Source organism: Maridesulfovibrio sp. (assembly GCF_963678865.1).
Taxonomy (GTDB): Bacteria; Desulfobacterota; Desulfovibrionia; order Desulfovibrionales; family Desulfovibrionaceae; genus Maridesulfovibrio.
In genome coordinates this window covers 350,905-376,514 of the sequence record NZ_OY787459.1, presented here as the reverse complement: position 1 = coordinate 376,514, position 25,610 = coordinate 350,905, and the positions used below count along the sequence as shown (strand labels likewise).

The following is a 25,610-nucleotide window of genomic DNA, read 5'->3' as shown; positions in this document are numbered from 1 at the left end:
TCTTGATCGATTCCGAAAAAATTATTTTCGAAATTACTCAAACAAAGAACTTGAGTCAATAACTTGTGACATTTTAATGACGCATGTTACCACTCGAATTTAAAAGCATGAGATACTAGAGACTTATATGCAATGAAATCATACAGTTCAATATACAAATACATATTCCATCACGAGAGAAAACCCCTGTAATAATTTATTCATAATCGCTCAACAGTCTTTCTATTGATCACTAAGAGCCAAAATTTTCTAAAAATATCTATCTCAAGAAAATGATTCTAAAAATCCTGCAAAAAGCAGAAAAAATACAGACTTTTCGCTTGACAAAAAAGCATCACGATGGATACTAAATCGTTCTGCGCGGGCAATTAGCTCAGTTGGATAGAGTGTCAGCCTCCGGAGCTGAAGGTCACAAGTTCGAATCTTGTATTGCCCGCCAATTATTTCAATAGTTTACAGCAAAAGGGTGAGTAAAATTATCAAATTTTACTCACCCTTTTGCTTTCCTGATATTTCAAGCCTCTTCGGATGAGCAGGCTTTTTTTATGTCCTCTAACTGAATCACCTTGCCCGTTCCGAAAACCTTTCCAGTTCCACAGGACGAAAGCCTCACAATGCGATAACACACTGTGAGGCTTAACTTTTTCATGGAGCCAACGAGGCGAATTGAATGCCCGACCTGCTGGTTACGAATTGTCTGGTGGAAGATTAAATTTTGCGCCGAGAATGCCCGTAATCTCTTGATTCAAGCGCCCTGCCCATATTTCATCCCATTTCCAAAACTGCCGAAAACTACCTAAAACTACCGAGTTTGTACGCAGATTTGCGGACAATATGCGGAACCGACAACAGAATAAAATTTGCTTTTTCCATATGCACCATTAGTGTTTCTTTGATTATTATTAATAACAAATAAAAAAACATCCTGATAATCACACAGCAGATACGGGAAAAATAACTATTGTCTTTCAGATCCGACTAATACTCCTCTGCAGAAGTATCCACACCGAATTTTTCCCATTGAGCTTCGGCTTCTTTCTTGGCTTTGGCGATCATATCCTCTTCCCAAGGCTCAAGGATCAACGTTTCAGCAACCAGTTGCCAGATGTATTTAACCTCATACTTGTAGTCAGTATAATATTTGGGAATACGCTTCATGATCTGGTCCCGGCAGTTGGAACAACCCACCAGAACTACATCCGCGCCGCTCCTCTTGATCTGGTCGAACTTGTGCCTTGCATGCCATGCGGATTCATCCTCATAGGGAGCAGGCCACATGCCTCCGCCGGCACCGCAGCAATAATTCAAACCCCGGTTGGGGGTCATCTCAACAAAATCATCGACGCATTGGTTGATAATCCAGCGCGGTTCTTCGAAAAAGCCCTTGCCGAAATGACGGGCCAGTTCCCGGCCATGCTTACAGGAGTCATGCCAGGTAAAACGTTTTCCGACATTCACGGACTTATCAAGCTTTATGCGTCCCTCGCGAATAATCTGCACCAAATAATCATAAAGATAGGTGAAACCGACCTCGTTCCTCGGATCTTCCAAAACGCATTTTTCCATACCGGTACGACATCCATATGAACCACCGCCGCAGTCCGGCATGATCATACGCTTGATATTGTATTTTTTCATGTAATCGATCTTACGCTGGGCCAGAACCTTGTTGGCTTCATAATTTCCAGTGAACAGCGCCCAGTCTACGGCCTCCCAGCCTTCCGAAGGAACGGTCCAGTTTTCTTTGGCGGCGTAAAATACCTTCCACCACCAGAACTGGTCTTCGTAGTCACCATATACTTCCTTGGAGTTGGGAAAAAATAGAATATCGGCATCCTGCTTATCAACCGGCACATAAAATCCGGGACATTCCTCCGACATTTCTTCGCCCAAATCTGCCATTCCCATAAGATAATCGTCTTTGGGGATGGCCAGATTGTTACCGGAATCCACATTATTCATTGTTCCCTTGTGGAGTGATCCCGGCACCTTGTCACGTTCACGCATGCTTTTCATATGGGCCATGACCGCAGGAATATCTATACCCATTGGACAGGAATAGGCACACCTGCCGCAACCGGTGCACAGCCATGGGAATTTTGATTCCACAACTTCGTCAACCATGCCGTAGGCAAGCATGCGCATGACCTTACGGGTATTCCAGCCCTCCATACCCGGAGTCCCCGTAATCGGACACCCGTTGGAACAGGTTCCACAAACAAGACAGGCGCTGAAATCGAACTTGTTCAAAAATTCCCGGACCTCTGAATCCATCGTTTTCGGCACAACCATATTCATGGACCGCTCCTTTTGGCATGGAGATTAACCGGTTATTATTCCGGGGGGAGTACATCCCCCCGGAAATTCGATTTTTAATTCAACAATCAGCATACATCCAGAAGCTATGCTGACGCTTCAGCCTGCACAACGGCTCCGGTCTGGTCATACATCAGGCCGCAACGTAAATCGAAGTGATGGTTAACACTCATAGTCGGGCAGGTGGCATTAAGCGCAACCTGAACCACGGTAGAACCAAGGAAAGCCTTCTCAGGATCCTGTTCCTTGGAGTGGTGAGCCATAATCACCAGATCGGCATTGCCCTGCTGGGCCTTCTTCAGAATTTCCATTGAAGGCTGGCCCTGACATCCTTCGAATGAGGCGTTCAATCCGGCCAGACGGGCTCCATATGCCTTTTCAAGCCGTGCTCCGCTATCGCCTTCCGCTTCCCCGTCCGCAACATGTATTACGCTCAGGTTGGACTTGTACTGACGGGCCATCTGCCCACCATAACTCACTGCACACTCCGCCTGATCGGAAAAGTCCGTGGCAACAAGAATGTTCTCAAAAAGAGGTTCCTTGCAGACTACGTCCTTATGCACAATCATGACCGGACAACGAGCCCTCTGGCTGACCCGCTCCAGAGTGCTTCCGGCCATACCCCACATCTTGGAGCGCTGTTCCTCATACTCCTTGGTATGAGGCCCCATGATGATAAGGTCCGTATTCTTCTTTCTGGCCAGACGCAGGAGTTCGCTATGGGGAATCCCCGGAACCACCATAATTTCAAAGTTAGGAATATCGCCGAGCATAGCTCCGTACATTTCGGAAATCTGCTCCTTAAGCTTTCCGGTTTCACCGGAAGGAGCCAGATGTTCTATAGCTCCCCAGCCCTGCTCCATTCCTGCGACATGCACCAAGTAGAGATTAGCTTCAAACTTCCGGGCAAATTCCACAGCAGCCTTGACTGCGCAATCATCAATTCCGGTAGGGGTAATACCCACGATAATGTCCTTAAACATAAAGTCCCCCTTGGTTAGGGTTTACGGTTCAACATCAGTTACATCTCCGCCATGCTCGGAAACAGTCTCCTGAGCCCAGACCTTGTCTGCAAAATCCTTCCTGACGCCAGCCGTCACAGTCAGATTCTTATTAAGTTGTGTCCCTTCCTCTCCAAATCCAAAAGACATCCCCATAAGCTGTGACAGGTAAATGACCGGCACATGCTTCACACCGGCCCCCGCAAGCTGGTCCTGATAAGCCTCAAGATTCATCTGACACAAAGGACAGACAGTCACGATGACATCCGCTTCAGCCGCAGCGCTCAGAATGGAACCTACCGAGTGCAGGGCCACATCCCGGTGCCCCATCATAAGCGATGCTCCACAACAGCGGTTACCTGAATCCCACTCGAACACCTCGGCTCCCAAAGCCTTCAAAACAGGTTCCATTGACTTCGGCTTGCGAGGATCATCAAAAACAGAATACGGGCGTAGAATCTGGCAGCCGTAATACGGTGCCACCCGCATGCCCTCCAGCCCGTCGACCACCGCAGCTGCAATATTGTCCGGCCCGATATCGTTGAGCAAAACATCGCATAGATGGCGAACCCGGACCGATCCCGTATAAGCCAGACCGGAAACGCCCAGCACCTTATTCACCTCATCGTGAAGCTCCCTGTTTCCGAAAACCTCACGGTTGACCTTGAGTAGATTGAGGTAGCAGGCACTGCACGGAGCCAATACATCCAGACCGCTCAATTTTTCTTCTGCAATGGCTAAATTACGTGCCGGAAGCGCGTAATTCATCAATCTGCTGACAGGTTCCGCTGCACTGGCTCCGCAGCAGGTCCAATCGGGAATTTCCTCCAGCTCCACACCCAGCGCATTCATGACGGCCCTGACCGACACGTCAAATTCTTGCGCACTTTCAAGCAGGGAACATCCGGGATAGTATGCGTACGTCATCAGCGTCCCTCCATTTCTCGCGCCTTGGCAAACATGGCCTTCAGCGTATCCCGCTGCATCGTATCGGGAAGATGCAGCTTGCCCTTGCCGAGCATCTTTATTCCGAGAGGGATAAAAGTCAGCGGCAGGACAGGATTCATGCTTTTCATGAAGTATCCGTTCATCAGGCTCAATTCCTGAACACGGCCATACGTCTCCACATTGCTCATGAATGCCTCATAAAAATCCCCGGTTTCCGCCACATCCTGCCCGGACCTCAACCGTGCAAGCCGCTTGAGCATACCCATGGCCGAAGTCAGCTTCAGTCCCCGAGGGCAGCGCAGAGTACACATGTAACAGGACGAACAGAGCCAGAAGGTATGGCTCTTAAGAATCCGGTCCAGCATGTCGAACTGAATCATCCTCCACATGGCGCGCGGGGAAACATCCATGGCAAACCTGTTAGGACAGGACGCCGTGCAGGTGCCGCACTGCATGCAGGCCCCCACCGTCTCCTTGAGTTCGGCAAGAACCGACCGGGTCTCTTCGTCCGCCGGACTCCACACCTGTCTTTCTGTACCTTTCATGGTTCACCATCCTTAAAATATCGTGATAATCCGGCCCTATGCCGGTTCCTCCAAAACAGCATCAATCACTGACAACATCGGCCCGTCGTGGAATCCCTTGAGTACCGTGGCACTATTAGGGCAGACCGCGGCACAGACCCCGCATCCCTGACAAAGAATTTCATCAACTGCGATCTGTTCAGTTTCCAGATCAACAACCCTCGCCCCGTACGGACAGGCGGAAACACAGGCCTGACAAAGTGAACACAGGGAATGACGAACAGATGCGACAACGGTCTCACGGGCAATTTTTTCGGCATTCAGAATCCGCAAAGCCCGCTGAGCAGCAGCCTTTGCCGAAGCCACGGTCTCATGCATACGCTTGGGCGCGACAGCGGTTCCGCACATGTAGATACCCTGCTTAAGGAAATCCACAGGACGCCACTTAAAATCAGCTTCCTGATAAAAACCGTCCGAGTTGACCTCTACGCCAAATATTTCCTGTAAATCCTCAATATCATTAGGATCAAGCCCGCTGGAAAGAGACAGGAGATCCGCACTTATCCGGACGTTATCCCCAAGCACGGAATCAAAGGCAGTAATCACCGGCTTACCATCATCGAATTCAACATTTGGGGGATTGTCAGAATCGAAGCGAATAAAGATGGCTCCGGTCTTACGGGCCTGAGTGTAATAACTTTCAAGAAAACCGGGGGCCATAATGTCCCGGTAAAAAACATAGATAGGAAGGTCTGGATTACGTTCCTTGAGAGTCAGGACATTTTTCAGCATTTCAGGGCAGCAGACCTTGCTGCAGTACTTTCGGTCCTCAGTTAGCGAACGCCAGCACTGAATCATGGCTACGGCAGACAATTCCCCTGCATCAATCACACCGGAGGCCAGCCGCTCCTCAAGGGTCAGATGAGTCATCACCGACTTGTGCACGCAGAAACCGCTTTCATAAATCTTGCCCTCCTGCGCTCCGGTGGCGAGGATGGTCACTCCGTGCTCAAGAGGAAAAACTCCTTCAGGACTGGCTATGGCCGAACGAAATTTTCCGGCACTTCCTCTGGAAAGAACCACCCGGGAATCCTTGAACACCTTTATATTGGGGTGTTTCATGACCTGCCCGATCAGTTCCTCCATGAACTTTCGCGGATCTGAACCGTCAAGCTGGGTGTGCAAACGCATAGCCATACCGCCGAGTTCCTCTTCGGACTCGACCAGGCAGACCCCGTATCCCTGATCGGCAATCGCCATTGCGGAAGTCATGCCTGCCAGTCCTCCACCTACAATCAAGGCGGATCTGGTTACATCCACCATAACCGGTGGAGGGACAGGGTCCACCCCCTGCAAGCGGGCAGCAGCGGAAGCAAGGGAAGCGTATATTTCCTTTTCCGGACTGTCCTTCAGGCCCGGTTCAAAGGTCGGACTGTAGATATCAACCACATCCATCAATGCGGGATTCAATCCAATACTTTGGCCCAACTCTTTGAGTCTGGGAATATAGGCATAGGGCATACAGGCCCCGATGAGCACCCGGTTGGGCTTGAATTCTGCAACGCCCTGCCTTATTTCATCCCAGCCATCGGCAGTACAGGCTCCATTGACTGAAACGACCTTGCATACGGAATGTATTTTAGCCAAACGGACGCTCAATTTTTCCAGGTCAACGGCCTGCCCGAGAGTCGGACAGGAGGAGCAAACAGCAACATAAATCCGGGCTGCCTGCCTTGAAACGTCCGGGTATTCCGGTTCCGGCTCGGTTTCAATGCCCGCAAGAACGTCATAGACTTTAATCAAACGAGATGCGCCCTGAGCGGCGGCCCCAGCCTGAATAACTGAATCAGAAATATCTCTGGGTTCGTTAAAAGCACCTGCGGAAAAGACACCGACCCGACTAGTCTTTTCCGGCGCATAGGATTTCCTATCCGCAAAACCCCAATCATTGAGTTCAATACCGGTGGTCCGGGCAAACTTTTCCATACCTGCCGGAGGACGCGCCCCCACGGCCAGAACAACCATGTCAAAGATCTCTACTTCCAGCTCCCCTGCTGGGCTCAAATACTCGATTTTAAGTCCCTGACTGCCTTCATCCGGGGTTATGGAATGCGGCCTGCTCGGCACGAAACGCACCCCGAGCTCGGTTTCTGCGCGCTGACGATAACGTTGGTAATCTTTCCCGACAGTACGCATATCCATATAAAAGATTGTGGCATCGACCCTACCGCCTGTGGCCTTTTTAGCCAGCACAGATTCCTTGATGGAAAACATGCAGCAGATTCCAGAGCAGTAATCCGCTCCCTTCTGCACATCACGCGAGCCCACACATTGAATCCAGGCAATTCTCTCTACCGGCTTATTGTCTTCCGGCCTGAGAAGTCGCCCTCCGGTAGGCCCGGTCCCGCTCAACAAGCGTTCAAATTCCAGAGCGGTGACAACGCCGGGGTGACCATAACTCCAAATATCCTCGCCACCCTGCGGGTCCATCTTCGGATTATAGCAGTCGAATCCTCCGGCAAGCACCACCGCGCCGACCATCAACTCCTCGGTTGTGTCAGACATAATGCGCATGTAGAGCTTATCCAGCCATGGCACAAAACGCTTTTGCCCGAGGGGCTTGACCAGATAATCACGTGCACCCTGCATCACGAGATCAGCTGCGTTTTCTTCCTGTCCAGAACCGGACATGGCTACTACCGGCAACCCCGGACGCAATTCATGGCAACGGATCAGCACGCGGTCAGCAGCCATGTCGTCAAAATTCATCCCCAATAGCACCAGTCCAATTTTCTGATCACCGGAAAGCATATCAACAACATCGCGCCCCGATGAGGCAAAATGCAAAGTGAAATTCTGCTCCTGCAGGCTCTCTTTCATAAAAGAAACAATTTCAGGATCACTGTCTGCGATAAGAATGTGAAACTCTTCGCGTTCGGCGAACTTGAAATCAATGGCTCCGGTAGGACAGGTTTCATAACACTTCCAGCAACGCTGACAGTTATCGAGATCAAGGACATAATGATTGGGAATGGCGTGCGGCACCGGAAGATATACCGCTGCACGTTCCGTCAGGCCGGCATTGAATTCACTGGGTACCCTGACCGGACAGACCTCGGAACACTTACCGCAGCTCACACACTTTTCAGGGTCGATCAGGGGAGATTTCCGGTTAAGTGAGACGAGAAACTTTCCGGGCTCGCCCTCAAGTTCAGCCAGCTCGGTGGAAAGCATGATATCGATGTTATCGTGAAAGAGCCCCTTACGCAGGCAGTACTGACTTGATGAATCCCGCGACATCAGCGGCAGCATCCGGCACATACCGCAATGATCGGACGGAAATTGATAGTCCAGCTGGGCCAGAATCCCACCGTGATTGGGCCGTCTGTCAATGAGAGCCACTTTGTGACCGGTAACAGCCAGATCAAGAGCGGCCCTGATTCCGCCTATGCCAGCTCCGACCACCAGTGCTCCATATTGCTTTCTCATAAAGTCCTCCCGCGACCAGTCTCACGTCCACAAAATAAATATAGATTTATTTTGTATGAAAATTAAATTTCATTTAATTACAAACATTAACCGCAACACTAGGCCATATGCGATACCGTTTCCTGAAATTCATCTTCCTTGAACACCGACAACGGCGGCGGCTCATTAAGGCTCCTGCCCGGTAGATAATCAAACCCCTGCTGTGTCTGCGCGGCAACAGTCCTGAACAATTCCATAACCGGGATATCGTTGGGACAGGCATTGGAACACTGTCCGCAACCTACGCAGGCCGTACTCATGTGGGTCATCCTAGTCAGGTGATAGAAAACCGTGTCCGTAGGCAACTTCAGACTGCCCTTGCGCTTTGCCCAGCCCATGAACTGCCACGGCTTGTGCTCAAAGACATCGGTATTGAAGACACATTCCTTGCAGTAACAAACAGGGCAGGCGACCCGGCAGTTATAGCAGTTGACACAAGATGAAAAGTATTCGGAAAGTTTCGACAAAGACCCGGTCAGAGCTCTTGTTTCTTCCATCATTGTATCCCGAGCCGCCGTCCGGCGTTCAATAATTTCCTTAAGAGTCTTTTCACGTCCGTTGGGAGTTTTCTCCTCAGGCAGACCGAGACTGTTGAGTAAAGCTTCCCCGCGCGCACTGGATGCCGAGACCGGTATGCTCACGTGCAGGTCAGCACCGGCTATTCCGATTATGATGTCGGCATTGGCCGGAGCCGGATGCTCACAGACACGACAGGCGGAAGCTATGTCCACGCCGTCCACAGCAGTTTCATTTGCGCAGCCGTACTGTCCCCAAAAATCAATGGTGGCCTTGACCGGATCATTGCTGCCGACAAACTTCAAATAATCGGTGTTACCGTAGGCCCCGGCACAGTCCATACCAACAATAATGATACTGTCGAGACTGCCCTGATTCAGCTTGACCAACTCGACAAAGGCCCTGATCTCGCACGGGCGCATGACTGCGGCGATTTTTTCCCCGGACTGTCCACGGGTCAGCCGGGAAAGAAGCTTTGCGCTGTTCATGGGAAATGCCGGAGCCAGAGGGTCAGCCATGGACAGCTGTTCCGGATCAGTCACCAGCGTGGGCATAGGCATGCCCTTGCCGAACAGATGGACAGGCACCATAATGCCGCCCAGAACGTCATCATTCAAAAGCCCTTTCAAAAATCCCTGCAAAGCCTGAACAGGATTTTTTCCTTCAACCTTTATTCTTGCAGTGGTCGCCATGTCACAACCTCCCGGTCCGCAGCGTTAGATAACCGCCATGGAACGCGCTTCCATGGGACCCATTTCACGTATTTCATTAATGAAATTATTAACCGTGGCCGCAAATTCATTTCCTTCACTGGCGCCGACCCAGGTCAGCTTCACCCTTTCCTTCTCAATGCCGAACTGTGGAAGAATCTCATTCAGCAGCTTTATCCTGCGCCGGGCCTTGTAGTTGCCGTTGATGTAATGGCAGTCACCGGGATGGCACCCACTGACTAGAACTCCGTCAGCCCCGGAGAGCAGTGCCTTGATAACGTACTTGGGGTCCACCATGCCGGTACACATCATCCTGACCAGCCTTAGGTTGGGTTGCTGCACCATCCTTGAAGTCCCGGCGAGATCTGCCGCGGTATAGGTGCACCAGTTACAGACAAAAGCCACTATTGTCGGTTCGAATTTATCGCTCATGACCGTCTCCTCAAGCCTTTTCCGCGGCCCGGATTTCAGTGGATTGTTCAGGAACGGCCTCCGGCATCATCCCCAGAAGGCCGTCGATTTCGTCAAATATCTGGTTCTCGCTGAAGTGCTTGATCTGGGCTGCTCCACTCGGACAGTATCCGGCACAGCTGCCGCAGCCTTTGCACATTGCTTCATTAATGACCGATACCTGCCTCCGTTCATCAAATTCAATTGCGGAATAGGCGCAGAGGTTAATACAGACCTTGCAACCGATACAGATATCCGGATTGATCCATGATGTGGTGGGTGAAATAGAAACCTTTCCCTTTGCCGCCAGAGCCAATGCCTGAGCAGCTCCGCCTGAAGCGTGAGCAACCGCATCAGGAATATCCTTCGGTCCCTGACAGGCTCCTGCCAGAAAAATTCCGTCTGTAGCGGTTGAAACCGGCCCAAGCTTGGGATGCTCTTCCAGAAAGAAGCCGTCCTGTCCCTGCGATACACCGAAAATACGGGCCACATCAGTCATGTCCGACCGCGGCTCCATGGCAGTACAGAGAATAACCATGTCCACCGGAACCCGAACATCCATGCCGAGCAGGGTATCCTCTCCAACCACAACCAGCTTTTCGCCTTCCTGAACAATTTCTGCGGGACGGCCACGGATAAAGGTCACGCCCTCTTCCTGAACCCGCTTGAAAAACTCTTCATACCCCTTACCGAAGCAGCGCATATCAATATAAAAATTGTAGACATTGACATCATGACCGACCTTATCCTTGATAAGATGATCATATTTAAGGGCATACATGCAGCAGGTCCGGGAACAGTACTCGTGATAATTCTTGTCGCGACTGCCCACGCAATGGATTATGGCGACACTTTCCGGCGACTGACCGTTCTTCATTACTATCTTGCCCCCGGTCGGACCGACGGCATTGTTCAAGCGTTCGAACTGCAGGGCCGTATAGACTTCGTCGTACCGGCCGAACCCGTATTCAGCTATGGGAGCGGGGTCCATTGTGTCGTATCCGGTGGCAAGGACAATACTGCCCACATTGAAGACCTCACGTTTCTCCTGCATGGTGTAGTCAATGGCCCCGGTGGGACAGATTTTCTGGCAGATTCCGCACTTGTCCTTGGTAATTTTCTTACAGACTGTGCCGTCTATGACCGGCGTATTGGGAACCGCCTGCGGCGAATTGCGATAAATGGCCTTACGTGTACCCAACCCTTCGTTAAATTCGCTGATGGCCTTGGTCGGACATTTCTCCAGACAGGCCCCGCATCCGGTACAGATCGTCTCGTTAACATAACGTGGCCTGCGCAGGACCGTGACCGTGTAATTGCCTACGAATCCCGAAACATCCTCAACTTCGCTCCAGGTCATGAGATTGATATTGGGTTCCTGAGAGACCGCAACCATCTTGGGGGTGGAAATACAGGCCGCACAGTCGAGGGTGGGAAAAGTCTTATCGAACTGGGCCATATGTCCGCCGATGGATGGAGCCTTCTCCACCAGATGAACCTTGTGTCCGGACTTTGCGATATCGAGAGCAGCCTGAATACCGGCAATCCCCGCACCAACGACCATTACATCGGGTAAAACATCCACCTCACGGGAGAATAGCTCCTGATGCCTGACCACCCTGTGCACAGCCGCCTCGACAATATGCATGGCTTTGGCTGTAGCCTGATCAGAATCTCCCGTTATCCATGAACAATGCTCACGGATACAGCAATGCTGCATCAGATAAGGATTAAGACCGGCACGGGCACAGGCCTTCTGAAAAGTCTTTTCGTGCAGCCGGGGGGAACAGGACGCGACCACAACGCGGCTGAGACCATATTCATGAATATCCCGAATAATCATTTCCTGACCGGGGTCCGAGCACATGAACTGATAATCCCGGGCAACCGCAACATTCTTAAGTTGCCTTGCAAAATCGGCAACTTTTTCGCAGTCAACCTTGCCCGCTATATTCGATCCGCAATGGCAGACATATACGCCGATCTTTTTTGCCATGATTACGCCTCCAAAAGGTGGTCAACGAATGTTCTTGCCGTTATTCAATTCCAAAGTAAGTTCACCCACCAGCCGCTTGAGCTTCTCATTCTCTACTGCCAACTCGGATTCAGTCGGAGGACCTGGCTGCTTCTCGAAAATCAAATGGCAATTCTCCATAAATTGCCCCCTCCATTTGTAGTACTGGCCCGGACGAAGATCATGAGTACGGCACAATTCGCTTATGCCTCCTTTTGTAAGCCCTTCCAAAACGATTCTGGCTTTTGTTCTGGCATCCCATTTTCGCCTCATCCGACGTTCCTCCTTGCCAGTCTGCCCATGTATCCTGTTTTCTAGAAATCTATATGGAGACTATGAGACTATCCGCCATATATCCGCGCATTATCTGACTTGAGCTGTGCATTTCTATTGCTTCTATTTTAAAGAATAAATACAGCTTAAAGACTCTTTGCTCCCTACTACCGCCTCATCTCACTTTCTCTCTAAACAAGATGCATACCGGATTGAATATAGACAGAAATCTCCATTAATTGATCTCATTCTCCAGACTTCGAACATCCCGATAACAGCGCTAAAACGCAATTTTCAGTCTTGCGAGACAAGACAAATCTTGTTTTACGAAGTTTGACTGCCCACAAAGTGAGGACTGAGAGCACTAACCATAATGATCACTGGATATTTCTATTGAACACCCTCTCTTTTATCACTTCAGCACACTGTCCCATAATAAAAGACACTATTTATTTAAGATACTTATCATGATTTATATCCTTTTTTTATACAGAACATGAAGACATAGTTGGCAATCACTCACCTAATTGTGCTATGGTTTGTAGGGGAATTTCCAATATAGATATTAACGGAGAAATTCATGGATGACTGACATACTCATCATTGACGGCAACAACTCTTTTACCGAGACATTAGAGAGAGACCTGGCTCACAACAATCTGCCTGTGGACAGATGTGATTCACTCTCAAAAGCCATGGCCATGCTGCATCTCGGCAGCTATAAAACCGTATTGCTTGGCGACAATCTCCCGGATGGAGACGGCATGGATTATCTATCATCAATACGGGAGATACCATCGTTTCCGGAGGTCATTATCCTCTCCAGCAACCGAGACCCAGACACTGCCGAACGGGCAATTCAGAACGGAGCCTTTAATTATCTCACCAAGCCTTCGAATAAACAGTGCCTGTTTGCACAGATCAATCTGGCAATGGAATCTCACATTGAAAAAAGCTCAGCGGGCAAACCGGTACAATTTAAGCGGGAAGGCATAGTCGGAAGCAGCAGACGATTAAAATCATGCCTGAACAACGCAGCACGTGCTGCGGCATCTAAATCAAGCGTGCTTATCAACGGAGAAACAGGCACAGGCAAGGAACTTTTTGCCCGGGCCATACACCAGAACAGCAAATGCCGGAACAAACCCTTTATCGTCGTCGACTGCGCAGCCCTGCCGGACACACTCGCGGAGAATCTACTTTTCGGCCATGAACGAGGGGCTTATACAAGTGCGGACAGCAGTTCGGTGGGCCTCATCAAACAGGCTGACGGAGGCACCCTTTTCCTTGATGAGGTGGGCGAACTTCCATTATCGCTTCAAAAGGTATTTCTCAGAGTATTGGAAGGACGCACTTTCCGGGCCGTAGGCAGCGCCAAGGAAACAGCCAGTGACTTCAGGCTGCTGGCTGCAACTAACAAGGATCTCGAAACAATGGTGGAAAACGGGCAATTCAGAAGAGATCTTCTGTACAGACTTCTTGGAAGCCACATCCAGCTACCCTCACTCAGGGACATTTCTGAAGACATCAATGAACTGGCCTGCCATCATATTCGTCGCTACTGCAAACGATTCCAACTGCCTTATCGTGATTTTTCACCTGATTTTCTGGAAGTTCTCCTGCAATATGACTGGCCCGGCAACATCCGCGAATTAGTAAATACGGTAGAACAGGCCGTTACACTCAGTCGAAATGAAACAACTCTCCACTCTCGCCACCTGCCTAAAAGCATGCGCGCTCGGCTGGCAAGGCAAACAATAGTACAGACCACTGCAAAAACATCCCGTATCGAGACAGCCCCAAAAACAACAAGTCTGCCGGACCTAAAAACATATCGCAATACACATACTGCTGAAATAGAAAAAGACTACCTGATCAAGCTGGTTGAAATCACAGATGGCGATGTCGCTCAAGGATGTCGCATATCAGGACTATCCAGGGCTCGTTATTACGCTCTTATGAAGCAACATGGGGTTTCAAGGCAGGTTTGAGAGCAGCAAATGAAGTACAAAGCAGAAAAGAATAAACTTGGACACTAAAAAACAGAATTATCCTTGAATTGATTAATTACTAACTAGATGTAAATAATCTTTAAAACAACAATTCAAAAGGGATAAACGGGGGCATAAAACAAACTCATCCAGACGTAATTTCATTAAAAATGGATCTCCCCTACTCACCTTTTACTCACCTTTTTTTACAGGTGAGAACGTAATATAAGAGAAAAGAACGGGTGTTAACCACCTGAAATAACATACCCAGCAGGAAATAGCCGACAAGATGGGGATTACTCAGGCCAGCTTTTCACAGATGAAAAAACAACTCTGATAAATTGCGCCCCAGCACCTTGAAACGGATCGCTGACGCAATGGTATTGAATGGGAGTAGTTGGCGGAAGATTAACTCAATAATTGATTAAGTTGTAATTGATTACAGATTAAGTGTTACGGTCTTGCGCTTAAACGCATTGTAAGCTTTTTCTACATCTCTGTAGCGAGCTGCTCTATATATAACTCCATAAACTTAACTCTTTTCTTGGCTTCTCGTTTAGCCGAAGCCGTATTCATTTGATCAGCCAGTTTAAAGAGCTTTACTTGAAAATGGTCCAAAGCATAAGTTTTATCATCAAGTGCACGGCTTTCAGCATAAGGGTCTTCACTGTGATACAAGCTGGCACCAAAACTTGAGCTGACCTGAATGCATCGTGAAATGCCGATCGCACCGAGAGCATCAAGCCTATCCGCATCTTGGACTATCTGAGCCTCAACGGTGTTCGGCTTAACTCCCGCGCTAAAACTATGTGCCACAATTGCGTGTTTAATTTCCTCCAAGTACTCTTTCGGGTAGTAGATCGATAGAAGAAACGCTTCCGCTTTTTCTGCGGCAACTCTGGAACTTGATACTCGCTCTGGGTGATTTTTAGGAAAGGTAAAACAGTCATGCAAGTATGCCGCAGGTAAAACGACCTCCAGCTTTGCCTCTTCTTTATCGCACAGTTCTTTGGCTGTTTTAACAACCCTACGAACATGGTTAATATCATGAGCTGAATCTTGAACCATCTCGGATCGGATATAGCTTTCAAATTTGCTTTTGTATTTATCTAGCACCAAATCTTCCCTTAATTAATCTCAACAGCTAACAGTGAATTATTCGAGACTGGAAAACGCCAATTTTATCCTAATTTACAAACACGTACAATTTCTACAAAAAAATATTGTGGTAGACAACCGGATTGAGACCACGGCACCTTAAAACACATCACTGACAAAATGGGCATCGAGTGGGAACAATTGGCAGATGATTAATTTTTCCCGCTCAGACAGTCCACCGCCGGTAAACCTATCAACACCAGAGCTCCCCGATCACAATATCAACTTCCAATGTTTCAAGACTAACCTCTTTTCCATTAGGGTCAGTGGCTACCGCAGTAGCAGTAATTGCATAATTATTTTTATAACTACATCTTTACAGACCTAGACAAACTGAGATATTTTGCATGCGACCACTTTTCATTATCTTTTTACTGCACAAAAATAACAAAAGGTAAAAACGCCCCTCTCAAACAGCCGTAGCCAATAACTATGTCGAACCACAAATTTACTTCATCACCAGCAGCAGGCAAATCGGTAATTCCAAGTTGCCTGCTGTTGGTGATCCTTCTCTGTATTACTCCAGTACTGCTTGGAGCGGACAGCGGATGCGGTGTTTCATCTTCAGATTTCGTAATCATAAGCGACGTACATTTTAATCCGTTCAGTGATGCAACTCTTTTCAATCGACTGGTAGCGAAACCGGCGGCCTTTTACAATCTCTACGGATCTGTATCCCCTGCGGCCCTGAAATCATTTATTTACAAAACCGTCCGATTTTTCGTGTTTCAAATCAAGTCCCGTTTTCCGGATCAACCTGTTCTGTTCAGCTTGGGAAACAACGATGCTTACGCCGGAGATTATAATCTGTTCGCAGGAGGAAACTTTTTGTCTGAGACGGCCTCCCTGTTTATGAACCAATGGCTGGAAGGCAGGGTTCAAGCAAAGGGGAACTGTTTTTCCAAAATAAATATCATAAATACAATAAGACAACAGAGATCAAAGACAGAATTAAAAGGTCCGGAGGCATTGATGATTGCTTAGTTGAATTCAAAAAAAAGTTTTATCCTTGAATCGACCGATAATTGAGATTACAAAAAAAAGGATATCCTACAAACGTTTCATACAGATTGACGTTTTATAATACCAGAAAGGTACTCAAGATCGAAGCATGCGGGTTCCTATCGCTAAAGAATAGTCCCATTGCCACGGAGAAATGAAATGGATTTCGACACTACAAGCATTAATAGAAGAGATTGTATTCGTACGCTTTTGGCAAGCACGGTGATACTGACCATGCCGGGCTTGGTCGGCAGGGTCTTTGCCGGAAAAGAATCTCCGTGCGTGACTCCGGAATTAATTCAGGAAGCAGCACAAAGACTTCGGGGCCATGTTCAGCGAACTCCACTGGTTGCGGGAGGCATGCTTTCCAAACGGACCGGGACGGACTTATACCTCAAACTTGAAAATATGCAGTATACCGGCGCATTCAAGGAGCGCGGGGCTTACAATAAGATGGTGACACTCAGCCGGACAGAGCGGGAGCACGGGGTGATCGCGGCCAGTTCGGGAAATCATGCACAGGCCGTGGCTTACCATGCCAAATTGCTCGGAATCCCTTCGGTAATCGTCATGCCCGAAGTAACGCCGCACACAAAAATTCGCCGTACACGCAGCCTAGGCGGCGATGTAATCATCCATGGAAAGGAGTTCGACGAGTCTCTGGCGTTTGCATTGCATAAAGCCGAAAAGGACGGTCTGACCTTCATTCACCCGTTCAATGATCCATTGGTCATTGCCGGACAGGGGACGGTGGGATTGGAAATCATGCAAGATCAGCCTGAGACGGAAATTATGCTTGTGCCTGTGGGCGGAGGTGGATTGATTGCCGGATGCGCAACTGCGGCCAAGAATCTCAATCCCAAACTGAAGGTCTACGGGGTTGAAGCGGCGAGTTATGCGGCTATGCATCAAATGATGCACCATGAACCGGTCAGGACCGGCGGCGAGACGCTGGCGGAAGGGATTGCCGTGCATACTCCTGGTCAACTGCCATGGTCCATTGACGAGCGTCTTTTGGAGGATGTTCTTGTGGTAGACGAAGAACACATTGCCCATGCCATCACCCGCATATGGAGTGAACATAAGCTGGTGGCAGAAGGAGCCGGGGCCGTAGGTGTTGCCGCACTCCTGCAACATAGCGGCATGTTTTCCGGGAAGAAAGTCGCAACGCCCATCACGGGGGGCAACATTGATGCCCGTCTTTTTGCCGTTCTTTTGGAACGCGACATGTTTCATCAGGGACAGTTGGCTCAGATTCGCGTGATTTCCCATAACGGACACGGCGACATTTACCCTGAAATTGCAAGGATAATCGCGCAAAACCGTGCTGAGGTGGTCAACCTTGAGTACGATCCCATCTTCCATGCAGCTTCGCCCATGTCCACAGCCTATGAACTGATTATCGAAACCAAGGACAACAAGCATGTGGATTCCGTGGTAAAGAAACTTAGTGCTGCAGGTTTTGAAACGAAACGCATGCAATAGACAAATGTTGAACTTCATTTTCTATTAAACCGCCAAAGAGTTGCATATTTTTTAAGAGTACGACTTCGTCAGCATAACACTCTAAATCGGAAAAGTTGCAAGGAGCCCAGATGAGCTTAGGCACTTAGTGACCACTCCGTTTCACATGCAGGAATTTTCATGTCACAGAATACAAACTTTTCTTCGCATCAAACGGACATCCCCCTTTCAAAAGCAACCCTAAAAAAGATAAAAGATTTTTCCTCGGACACCAATGCCCGTTTGATTACGGTTGCGGCATGGGTGGCTCTGATTTCCAGGTATTCCGGGCAGGAAGAATTGGATTGGCTAGAATACAACACCACCCTCAATCTTTCGGGCAGACGTTCCATATCCATCTCGCAAGAAAACGGATTTCAAGATTTGTTGAATATCCTTTCCGAAGCACCCGGATCTTGCGATTCAGACACTGAAGTCGGCACCGTTCCCATCAACGGGAAATCGCTTCGAATCGCGGTTGCAGACAGCGTGGATATTTTTTCGGACGACGAAGTCCTTCTTTTTATTCAAAAACCGGAGTCGCACGAACCTCCCATTATAGCAGCAAATACAAATCTTCTCAGTTCGGAATTTTTGAAACAAATGGCTGCTCACCTCTCAATGCTGCTCGAACACTGTCTCGAAAATCCGAAACATAGCTTGTTCGAATTTCCATTGCTCACAGAAGAAGAAAGACGGGACGCACTAATCAATTGGAATGTCGTGGAGCAGTTCGATTGCACAGGACGCACCCTGCACGGACTTTTCGCTGAGCAGGCCGCTGCATTCCCAGAAAGGATTGCCATCAGTTGTCAAGGACGGGAATTGACATATCAGGAGCTGGATGAACGCTCCAACAGAATAGCCCACGCCATTCGCGCTCTGTATGAACTCACCACCGGAGAAAAAATGCGGCCAGATGAGCTGATCGGGCTTTCAACCGACCGCAGCCCGGACATGATCATTGGTATTCTCGCCGTGCTAAAGGCAGGAGGAGCCTATGTGCCTTTGGACCCCCGATACCCCGAAGACCGTCTCAAATTCATGGCGGAGGACGCCCGTTGCCGGATCATCCTTACCCAACAGCACCACTTGGAAAATCTGCTCTACATGGTGGATGGAGACTACGGCATAATCTCTCTGGACACTGGTTGGGAGCATCTGTCTTCCTATCCGGCGACCCAGCCCGATCCCATCTCCACGGATACAAATCTGGCCTATGTTATCTATACTTCAGGGTCCACGGGAAAACCCAAAGGGGTAATGCTCGAACACGGTTGCGCAGTCCGCCTTTTCTACACAACAGAAGCCCTGTTCAACTTTAATGAAGAGGATGTCTGGACCTGCTTTCATTCATATGCATTCGATTTTTCAGTCTGGGAAATATGGGGGGCACTTCTGCATGGTGCGCGCCTCGTGTTTGTTCCGTACAACACCTCACGTGAACCGGATCGCTTCCATGAGTTGGTTCGCAGGGAACGCGTCACGATTATGAGTCAGACTCCTTCCTCATTTTATCAATTTTCCGAGGCGGATAAAAATGCGGAACACTCCTGCACGACCCTGCGGTATGTGATTTTCGGAGGTGAGGCTCTGAACATCGCCCGACTTGAATCATGGTGGTTGCGCCATCCATGGGATGCGCCTCGTCTGATCAACATGTATGGCATCACCGAAACCACTGTACATGCTACATTTCATGAAGTCGCCCCAGATGATCTCAAACGCAAAAGCGCGTTATCACCCATCGGAGAGAAGTTGTCCGATCTTTCGTTTTATGTCTTGGACAGTAGGTTGCAGCCGATGCCTCCGGGAATTCCTGGTGAACTGTATATCGGAGGGGCCGGTGTTGCTCGCGGATATTTTCGAAGAGACGACCTGAATCGAGAACGATTCATCGACTCCCCTTTTGCTAAGGAGATCGGCCCGGGAGCCCCTTCGCGGCTGTACAAAAGCGGCGATCTTGTGGTGCGTCGGCAGGACGGAACCCTCGATTATCTGGGACGAGCTGATTTTCAAGTCAAAATAAGAGGCTTTCGGATAGAAACAGGAGAAATAGAAACCATACTGGAAAAGCATGCCGACATTCGTGAAAGCGTGGTGCTGGCTTACGGAGAAGGAGAAGAAAAAAAACTGGCAGCCTACTATATCACCAACGACGGCAACCCCATCGCCACACGCGTTCTGTGGGAACATCTCGCATGCACCCTGCCGGTATATATGATTCCCTCACGTTTTATCCACATGCATAATTTTAAACTGTCTCCCACGGGCAAGACAGATCGCAAGGCTCTTCCCGCACCGGACATTGTTCCGGATCAACAGGACCGCGATGATATGGTGGTTCCGAAGACAGGGACCGAGCGACGGCTGGCACGAATATGGTCCGATCTGTTAAACTATACGTCTGTGGGTGCCCACGACAATTTCTTCATGCTCGGCGGAGATTCTCTGCTCGGAGCCCGCATGGTCATGCTGTGCAGGCAAGCGTTTTCCCGGGATCTCTCCATCAAGGATGTATTCGAACACCCGGTACTTGAAGAACTGGCCCGATGCATTGAAGCCAGCGATGCTGTGCAATACGAAGAGTTTCAACAGGCTCCGCTCCCCGACGCATGTCCGAAAAACCAAGTGACAACGTTCCCGGCATCCCCGGCACAACGCTCCATGTACTACACCTATCATGCCGAACCGCCAGAGACATACAATGTTCCGTTTCTGGCGCGGTTTGACGGTCCTCTGAATCATACTTTTCTGGAAGAGGCGCTCAACCGATTGCTGGAGCGGCATGAAAGCCTGAGGACCACCTTCTTATTTGAACACGGCGAATTGTTTCAACGGATCAACGCGCATCAACCTTATACACTCCCTCTCGAAAAGGTGGCTGAAAACGATATTTCTGTAACATGCAGCCGGTGGGCAAAACAGGTTTTCGACCTTGAAAGATATCCGCTTTTTGATATTCGATTGATTGAAAGCGTTAACGGGAAAAGTGCTGTCTATTTTAATATCCACCACATCGTCTTTGACGGCAATTCCTATGATGTCCTGCTCAAGGACCTTGGACGCAGCTATGCCGCCGTATCCACCGGCAGACCTCCTCTGCCGGTGCCGCACATGCAATACCGCCACTACGCCCATGCCATGCGGGAATCCATACAAAGTCAGCACTCACAAAAAAATCTTCGAAAATTGGCTGAACATTTCAAGGGCATGGATTCTGAAATTCATTGGCCGCACTCAGTTCTGATGAAAAACAGCTCCGGGGAAAATCTGGTCCGCCGTCATCTTGATCACGACACAATACGCAAACTCTCCAGCCTAGCTAGGGAAAGAAATGCCACTCTTTTTGCCCTGTTGCTGGCACTGTACCAGTCTTCCATATTTGCCTTGAGCGGACAGGACGACCTGACCGTAGGAGTTCCGGTTTCCTCACGCCCCCTATTCCCGCACGCAGACGACTTGATAGGATTTCTGGTAGTGACCGCTCCGTTTCGCACCCGGTTTACAGACACAACAACCTTGAACAGCCTGATAGATAACAACCAACGCGATTCACTGGCCATGCTGGACCGGCAGGAAGTTCCACTGGATGCGCTTGCAGAAATGCTGGACAAACGAAATCGGCAGGGCGGCAACCCTATGTTCCGGGCCTTGTTCGCCATGGAAAATTCCATGTCCATGAACGGCTCATGGCAGGGACAGAATTACGAGCTGGAGCAGCTTTTCAATGGAAGTGCCAAATTCGATACTCTGCTGTTTTGTTTTAACAGGCAGGAGCAGGGACTTGAGGTCATACTTGAATACAACCCGGAAAAACCGGGACGACATACGGCAGAAATCCTTATAGATATTTTTGTTCATGGAGCCCAAAAACTTGCCGAGCAGGCAGGAACCGACGCGTCTATAAAGCTGCGCAGCTTACTGTCCGGCCTGTTACCGACAGACCGGGCGGAAATAACGGCCAACCGAAGTGAAGCCGAGTACCCGGCAGTTTCACTCGGCAGACTTTTTAAAGATTGCGCAAAAAAATATCATGATCGCCCGGCCCTTGTCTATGATGGAAGGACCCTTAATTATTGGCAACTTGATGCGCTCTCCGATCAGACGGCATACGATCTGCTTTCAAAAGTGGGCCCCCCGCAGGAGGCAGGAGACTGTATTGGAATCCATCTCAGACGCGGTCCCGAGATGGTTCCGGCTATGCTCGGGATTCTCAAAGCGGGCTACGCTTACCTCCCTCTGGACCCGGATATGCCTGCCGAACGACTGTCCCGCATTTACAGCCACGCTCGCCCGTCGTTGGTGATTTGCAAAGATGAAAACAGTATTCAAGGTATTCCCGATCGCGTTCTCACTCGATTCGACAGCCTTACAAACTCTTCGTCCGTAAACCTGAAAGAAATTTCCCCCGATGCTCCGGCTTATATCCTCTACACCTCTGGCACTACGGGAATGCCCAAAGGTGTTATGGTAGGTCACCGGTCGGCGGTAAACCGTGTCTGCTGGATGCAACGTGAGTACGGACTGACGACCGGGGAAAAATATTTATTTAAAACCCCCTGCCATTTCGATGTCTCGGTGGGCGAAATATTCTGGCCCCTGACCTGCGGAGCAACATTGATTGTGTCCGGTCCGGACTGCCACCGGGACCCGGCCTGCATACTGGGTCTGCTCGAGTCGGAAAGAATCAACAACGTTCATTTCGTACCGGCGATGCTGTCTATTTTTCTCGACTACCTTGACAGTGGAGAAGAAATCGAACTGGCGCATTTAAAACGCATTTTCTGCAGTGGTGAAGGGTTGCCCCAAACTCTGGTCAACCGCTGCAAACGCAAACTCAACGTAGAAATCCACAATCTATACGGTCCCACGGAAACTGGGGAAAGCAGCGCACAACCTTGCCCGGAAAAAGCCCCCGGACAAGGACCGGATATTGTGCCTATCGGATTCCCAATCAGCAATACCCGCTACTACCTGCTCAACCCGGCCGGAATGCCTGTACCGAACGGACTGTGCGGAGAGTTGCACATTGCCGGAGATTGCTTGGCCGAAGGATATCTGCGCGAGCCTAAAAGAACGGACGAACGGTTTATCTCTTCGGAATTGATTCCGGAAAAACGGCTTTACCGCACTGGTGATATCGTTGCTTGGGGGCAGGAAAATTTATTGGAATACCATGGGCGTACTGACCACCAAATAAAAATAAGAGGATTCAGGGTCGAACTCGGAGAAATTGAATCAGCGATCATGCGTCTGGAAGGAGTCCGGTTTGCTGCTGCGCGCTATTTTCAACAAAGTCCGCAGGGTCCGTGCATCATTGCCGACTACGCAGGAGATGCCGACTCTCCTGATCCGGAAGAAATCCAAACGGCCCTAAAAAAAGTACTCCCGAGCTATATGGTCCCGGCGAAAATTTTCAAGCGCGATCAACTTCCGGTCACCCCGAGCGGAAAAGTGGATCGCAAGTCCCTTCCAGAACCGGAATTCAGCATGCTGGGCGGAATATCCTCCCCTGGATCACGGACTCAGATAAAACTTGATCGAACTGAACAGGAATTGGCGGAACTTTGGGCGCGGTTGCTCGGGCAGGAGCCTGATCAATTTAACCCGGACAGTGATTTTTTCCAGTATGGAGGACATTCGCTTCTGCTCATGCAGATGATTGTAGAGTTACGCAAAGAAAAGGGTCATGAAATAAAATTACCGGTCTTTTTGCAAAAACCAACGTTGGGGTACCTTGCAGAATTGTGCAAAGACGATGAACATGGAGCACAAAAGGACACCTCCATTGATCAGGCATATAAAGACTCACGCTTGCTCATAGACTGGGAGTCAGGTCCGTCACTGCGCGTTAATGCCGACAAAAAGACGGTTCTGCTTACGGGCGCAGGCGGATTTGTAGGGACTCACATTCTGAAAAAACTGCTATGCAGTAAAAAACAGCCGGTCATTGCCTTGGTCCGGCCAAAAGACGGCCTTGACCCGGCACAAACACTGGATAGAGCTCTGAACACCCGCAACATCAGCCTTGAGCCGGAAGCTCGTAAACTGTTGCGGGTTTGTAAGATGGATCTGGCCGCTCCCGGCCTTGCGTTGGAAGAACTGGATCTCGACGTTATTACGAACACCGTCGGACATATCCTGCACTGCGGTGCCATGGTCAATCATCTGTATGGATATGCCCAGCATAGGCAAGCCAATGTTCTCGGGACACTGGAACTCATCCAACTTGCGGTCAAGACAGGCATCCGACGATTCGATTTCATCTCCACCACAGGGGCTGTTGCTGCGGAGGATCAGCCTGATCCGAACTGGTCGGGCTATCTGTTGAGCAAATGGACCGGTGAACGGTTTACGGAGCGCATGCGCAGGCACGACTTCGACGCACGTATCCTGCGGGTCGGATACGTGACCGGGCACTCCCGGAGCGGACTAGTTGACCACAGCCGGAACCATCTTTCCCTACTCATCCGGGCCTGTGCTGAAACCGGAGTCGCTCCTGACTGGGACCGAAAACTTGAGATTACACCGGTAGATTTTCTGGCGTCTGAAATAATCAGACTGATCAACATGCCCCAAGCCGCACACGGAAGCTGGAACTTGAGCGGGGTTCTGCGGTTAACCTGGACAGAACTAATAAGCCACATTGAGAACAATGGATATCCGGTCAAAATTACCAGCCATCAAGAATGGTATGCCGAGTATCTGGAGAAAGCTCCGGAAGGTTCTGCGCTGCACATGCTCAAGGGGTTATACACGGAGGAAACTCCATGCTTCCCAGATCCTCTGGAAAACAACTTTCTGGAACTTCACCCAACTACGCATACCCAGAAGGATATGGATCTTGCGCAGCTGTTCAGGCGGTATATGAACTACTATCTTGACTCGGGATTTATTGGGAAAAATGAATAATCGCCCTAATCGGCTGATCGAAACGGCTCTTGAATTCGGATGCGACCTGTCGACATTATTTCAACCGGCTGAAGGGGTGGACATTATTGTGGTGCGCTTACCCGAAGATCGATGCCGACTGATCAAGCATGGACATATCTTGTCCCCTCAAGAACGTTCACGGGCGGGGAAATACAAGTTTGCCCGGCATCGAGAAGAATATACTGCGCGTAGGGTCCTGCTTCGTCTATGGCTTGCGGGAGAACTTTCTGAACCTCCTCAAGAAATTCGTATCGGATACACTTCACATGGAAAACTGTTTTTAGGTCAACAAAAAAGCAACCCACCTTTGACCGACTTTAATATGTCGCACAGTTCCAACAGCCTTACTTTAGCTATCCATCGCACAGGGAGGATCGGGATTGATATTGAATACGAACGAACGCAGCCGGACATTATCACCATGCTGAAAACCATCTGTACCCCGGAAGAATTCAGATTTTTAAAATCGCTATCACTTTCGGAAATGAAGTCTGCCTTTTACCAACTCTGGACGGCCAAAGAAGCTTATCTAAAGGCCATCGGTGTCGGGTTGTCGCAAAATCCAAATTCCGTAAATTTACAATGGGATATTCACGGGGATACCCCTCAAATTGAAGAAAAATCACTTCCGGGTTGGAACTTCACTTCTGGTTTTTATTCCGGGCTTCATCTGTGCGTTTGTTGGGAAAACGATCTCATGCAGGAGAATATAAACTACTGATGATATGTTTGCCCTGAAG

General features: G+C 49.4%; 14 protein-coding genes and 1 tRNA gene. 5 read left to right on the top strand and 10 right to left on the bottom strand.

Annotated elements, in window-relative coordinates:
- Window positions 1-362 precede the first annotated feature (362 nt).
- A tRNA-Arg gene (locus ACKU41_RS01590) sits at window positions 363-439 on the top strand.
- 539 nt (window positions 440-978) lie between these two features.
- Here the strand turns inward: ACKU41_RS01590 and ACKU41_RS01585 are convergent.
- The 9 genes from ACKU41_RS01585 to ACKU41_RS01545 form a co-directional block, all read right to left on the bottom strand.
- A complete protein-coding gene (locus tag ACKU41_RS01585; protein ID WP_319781139.1) occupies window positions 979-2,298 on the bottom strand; it encodes a (Fe-S)-binding protein in 1,320 nt (439 codons plus the stop codon).
- A gap of 104 nt (window positions 2,299-2,402) precedes the next feature.
- On the bottom strand, window positions 2,403-3,299 hold the full coding sequence (locus ACKU41_RS01580) for a universal stress protein (protein ID WP_321403669.1): 897 nt from the start codon (window positions 3,297-3,299) through the stop codon (window positions 2,403-2,405).
- Between the two features lie 21 nt (window positions 3,300-3,320).
- Window positions 3,321-4,244 carry a CoB--CoM heterodisulfide reductase iron-sulfur subunit B family protein gene (locus ACKU41_RS01575; RefSeq protein WP_321403667.1) on the bottom strand — a complete coding sequence of 308 codons (924 nt, stop codon included), beginning with the start codon at window positions 4,242-4,244 and terminating at the stop codon, window positions 3,321-3,323.
- Complete coding sequence (locus ACKU41_RS01570; RefSeq protein ID WP_321403665.1) at window positions 4,244-4,810, bottom strand: 4Fe-4S dicluster domain-containing protein; 567 nt, start codon at window positions 4,808-4,810, stop codon at window positions 4,244-4,246. Before ACKU41_RS01570 ends, ACKU41_RS01575 begins: the two co-directional genes overlap by 1 nt.
- A 36-nt stretch (window positions 4,811-4,846) precedes the next feature.
- Entirely contained in the window at window positions 4,847-8,278 is a 3,432-nt protein-coding gene (locus ACKU41_RS01565) for a 4Fe-4S binding protein (RefSeq protein WP_319781143.1), read from the bottom strand.
- A 98-nt stretch (window positions 8,279-8,376) separates the two neighbouring features.
- The gene (locus ACKU41_RS01560) at window positions 8,377-9,525 is read right to left on the bottom strand and encodes a Coenzyme F420 hydrogenase/dehydrogenase, beta subunit C-terminal domain (protein WP_321403663.1); all 1,149 of its coding nucleotides are present in this window, start codon (window positions 9,523-9,525) and stop codon (window positions 8,377-8,379) included.
- 24 nt (window positions 9,526-9,549) lie between these two features.
- Entirely contained in the window at window positions 9,550-9,975 is a 426-nt protein-coding gene (locus tag ACKU41_RS01555; protein ID WP_319781145.1) for a hydrogenase iron-sulfur subunit, read from the bottom strand.
- A 10-nt stretch (window positions 9,976-9,985) separates the two neighbouring features.
- Window positions 9,986-11,989, bottom strand: coding sequence for a CoB--CoM heterodisulfide reductase iron-sulfur subunit A family protein (locus ACKU41_RS01550; protein ID WP_321403660.1), 2,004 nt, complete (start codon window positions 11,987-11,989; stop codon window positions 9,986-9,988).
- A 21-nt stretch (window positions 11,990-12,010) separates the two neighbouring features.
- Complete coding sequence (locus tag ACKU41_RS01545; RefSeq protein ID WP_319781147.1) at window positions 12,011-12,280, bottom strand: transposase; 270 nt, start codon at window positions 12,278-12,280, stop codon at window positions 12,011-12,013.
- 584 nt (window positions 12,281-12,864) lie between these two features.
- On the opposite strand from ACKU41_RS01545, the gene ACKU41_RS01540 reads away from it, so the two are divergent.
- A complete protein-coding gene (locus ACKU41_RS01540; protein WP_319781148.1) occupies window positions 12,865-14,271 on the top strand; it encodes a sigma-54 dependent transcriptional regulator in 1,407 nt (468 codons plus the stop codon).
- 489 nt (window positions 14,272-14,760) lie between these two features.
- Here the strand turns inward: ACKU41_RS01540 and ACKU41_RS01535 are convergent, their stop codons facing one another.
- A complete protein-coding gene (locus ACKU41_RS01535) occupies window positions 14,761-15,387 on the bottom strand; it encodes an HD domain-containing protein (protein ID WP_321403657.1) in 627 nt (208 codons plus the stop codon).
- Between the two features lie 1,203 nt (window positions 15,388-16,590).
- Here ACKU41_RS01535 and ilvA point away from each other — a divergent pair.
- The 3 genes from ilvA (at window position 16,591) to ACKU41_RS01520 (ending at window position 25,591) form a co-directional block, all read left to right on the top strand.
- On the top strand, window positions 16,591-17,916 hold the full coding sequence (ilvA, locus tag ACKU41_RS01530) for a threonine ammonia-lyase (protein ID WP_321403655.1): 1,326 nt from the start codon (window positions 16,591-16,593) through the stop codon (window positions 17,914-17,916).
- 159 nt (window positions 17,917-18,075) lie between these two features.
- The gene (locus ACKU41_RS01525) at window positions 18,076-24,849 is read left to right on the top strand and encodes a non-ribosomal peptide synthetase (RefSeq protein WP_321403653.1); all 6,774 of its coding nucleotides are present in this window, start codon (window positions 18,076-18,078) and stop codon (window positions 24,847-24,849) included.
- On the top strand, window positions 24,842-25,591 hold the full coding sequence (locus ACKU41_RS01520) for a 4'-phosphopantetheinyl transferase superfamily protein (protein ID WP_321403651.1): 750 nt from the start codon (window positions 24,842-24,844) through the stop codon (window positions 25,589-25,591). The genes ACKU41_RS01525 and ACKU41_RS01520 overlap by 8 nt, the downstream gene beginning before the upstream one ends.
- The last annotated feature ends 19 nt before the right edge of the window (window positions 25,592-25,610 follow it).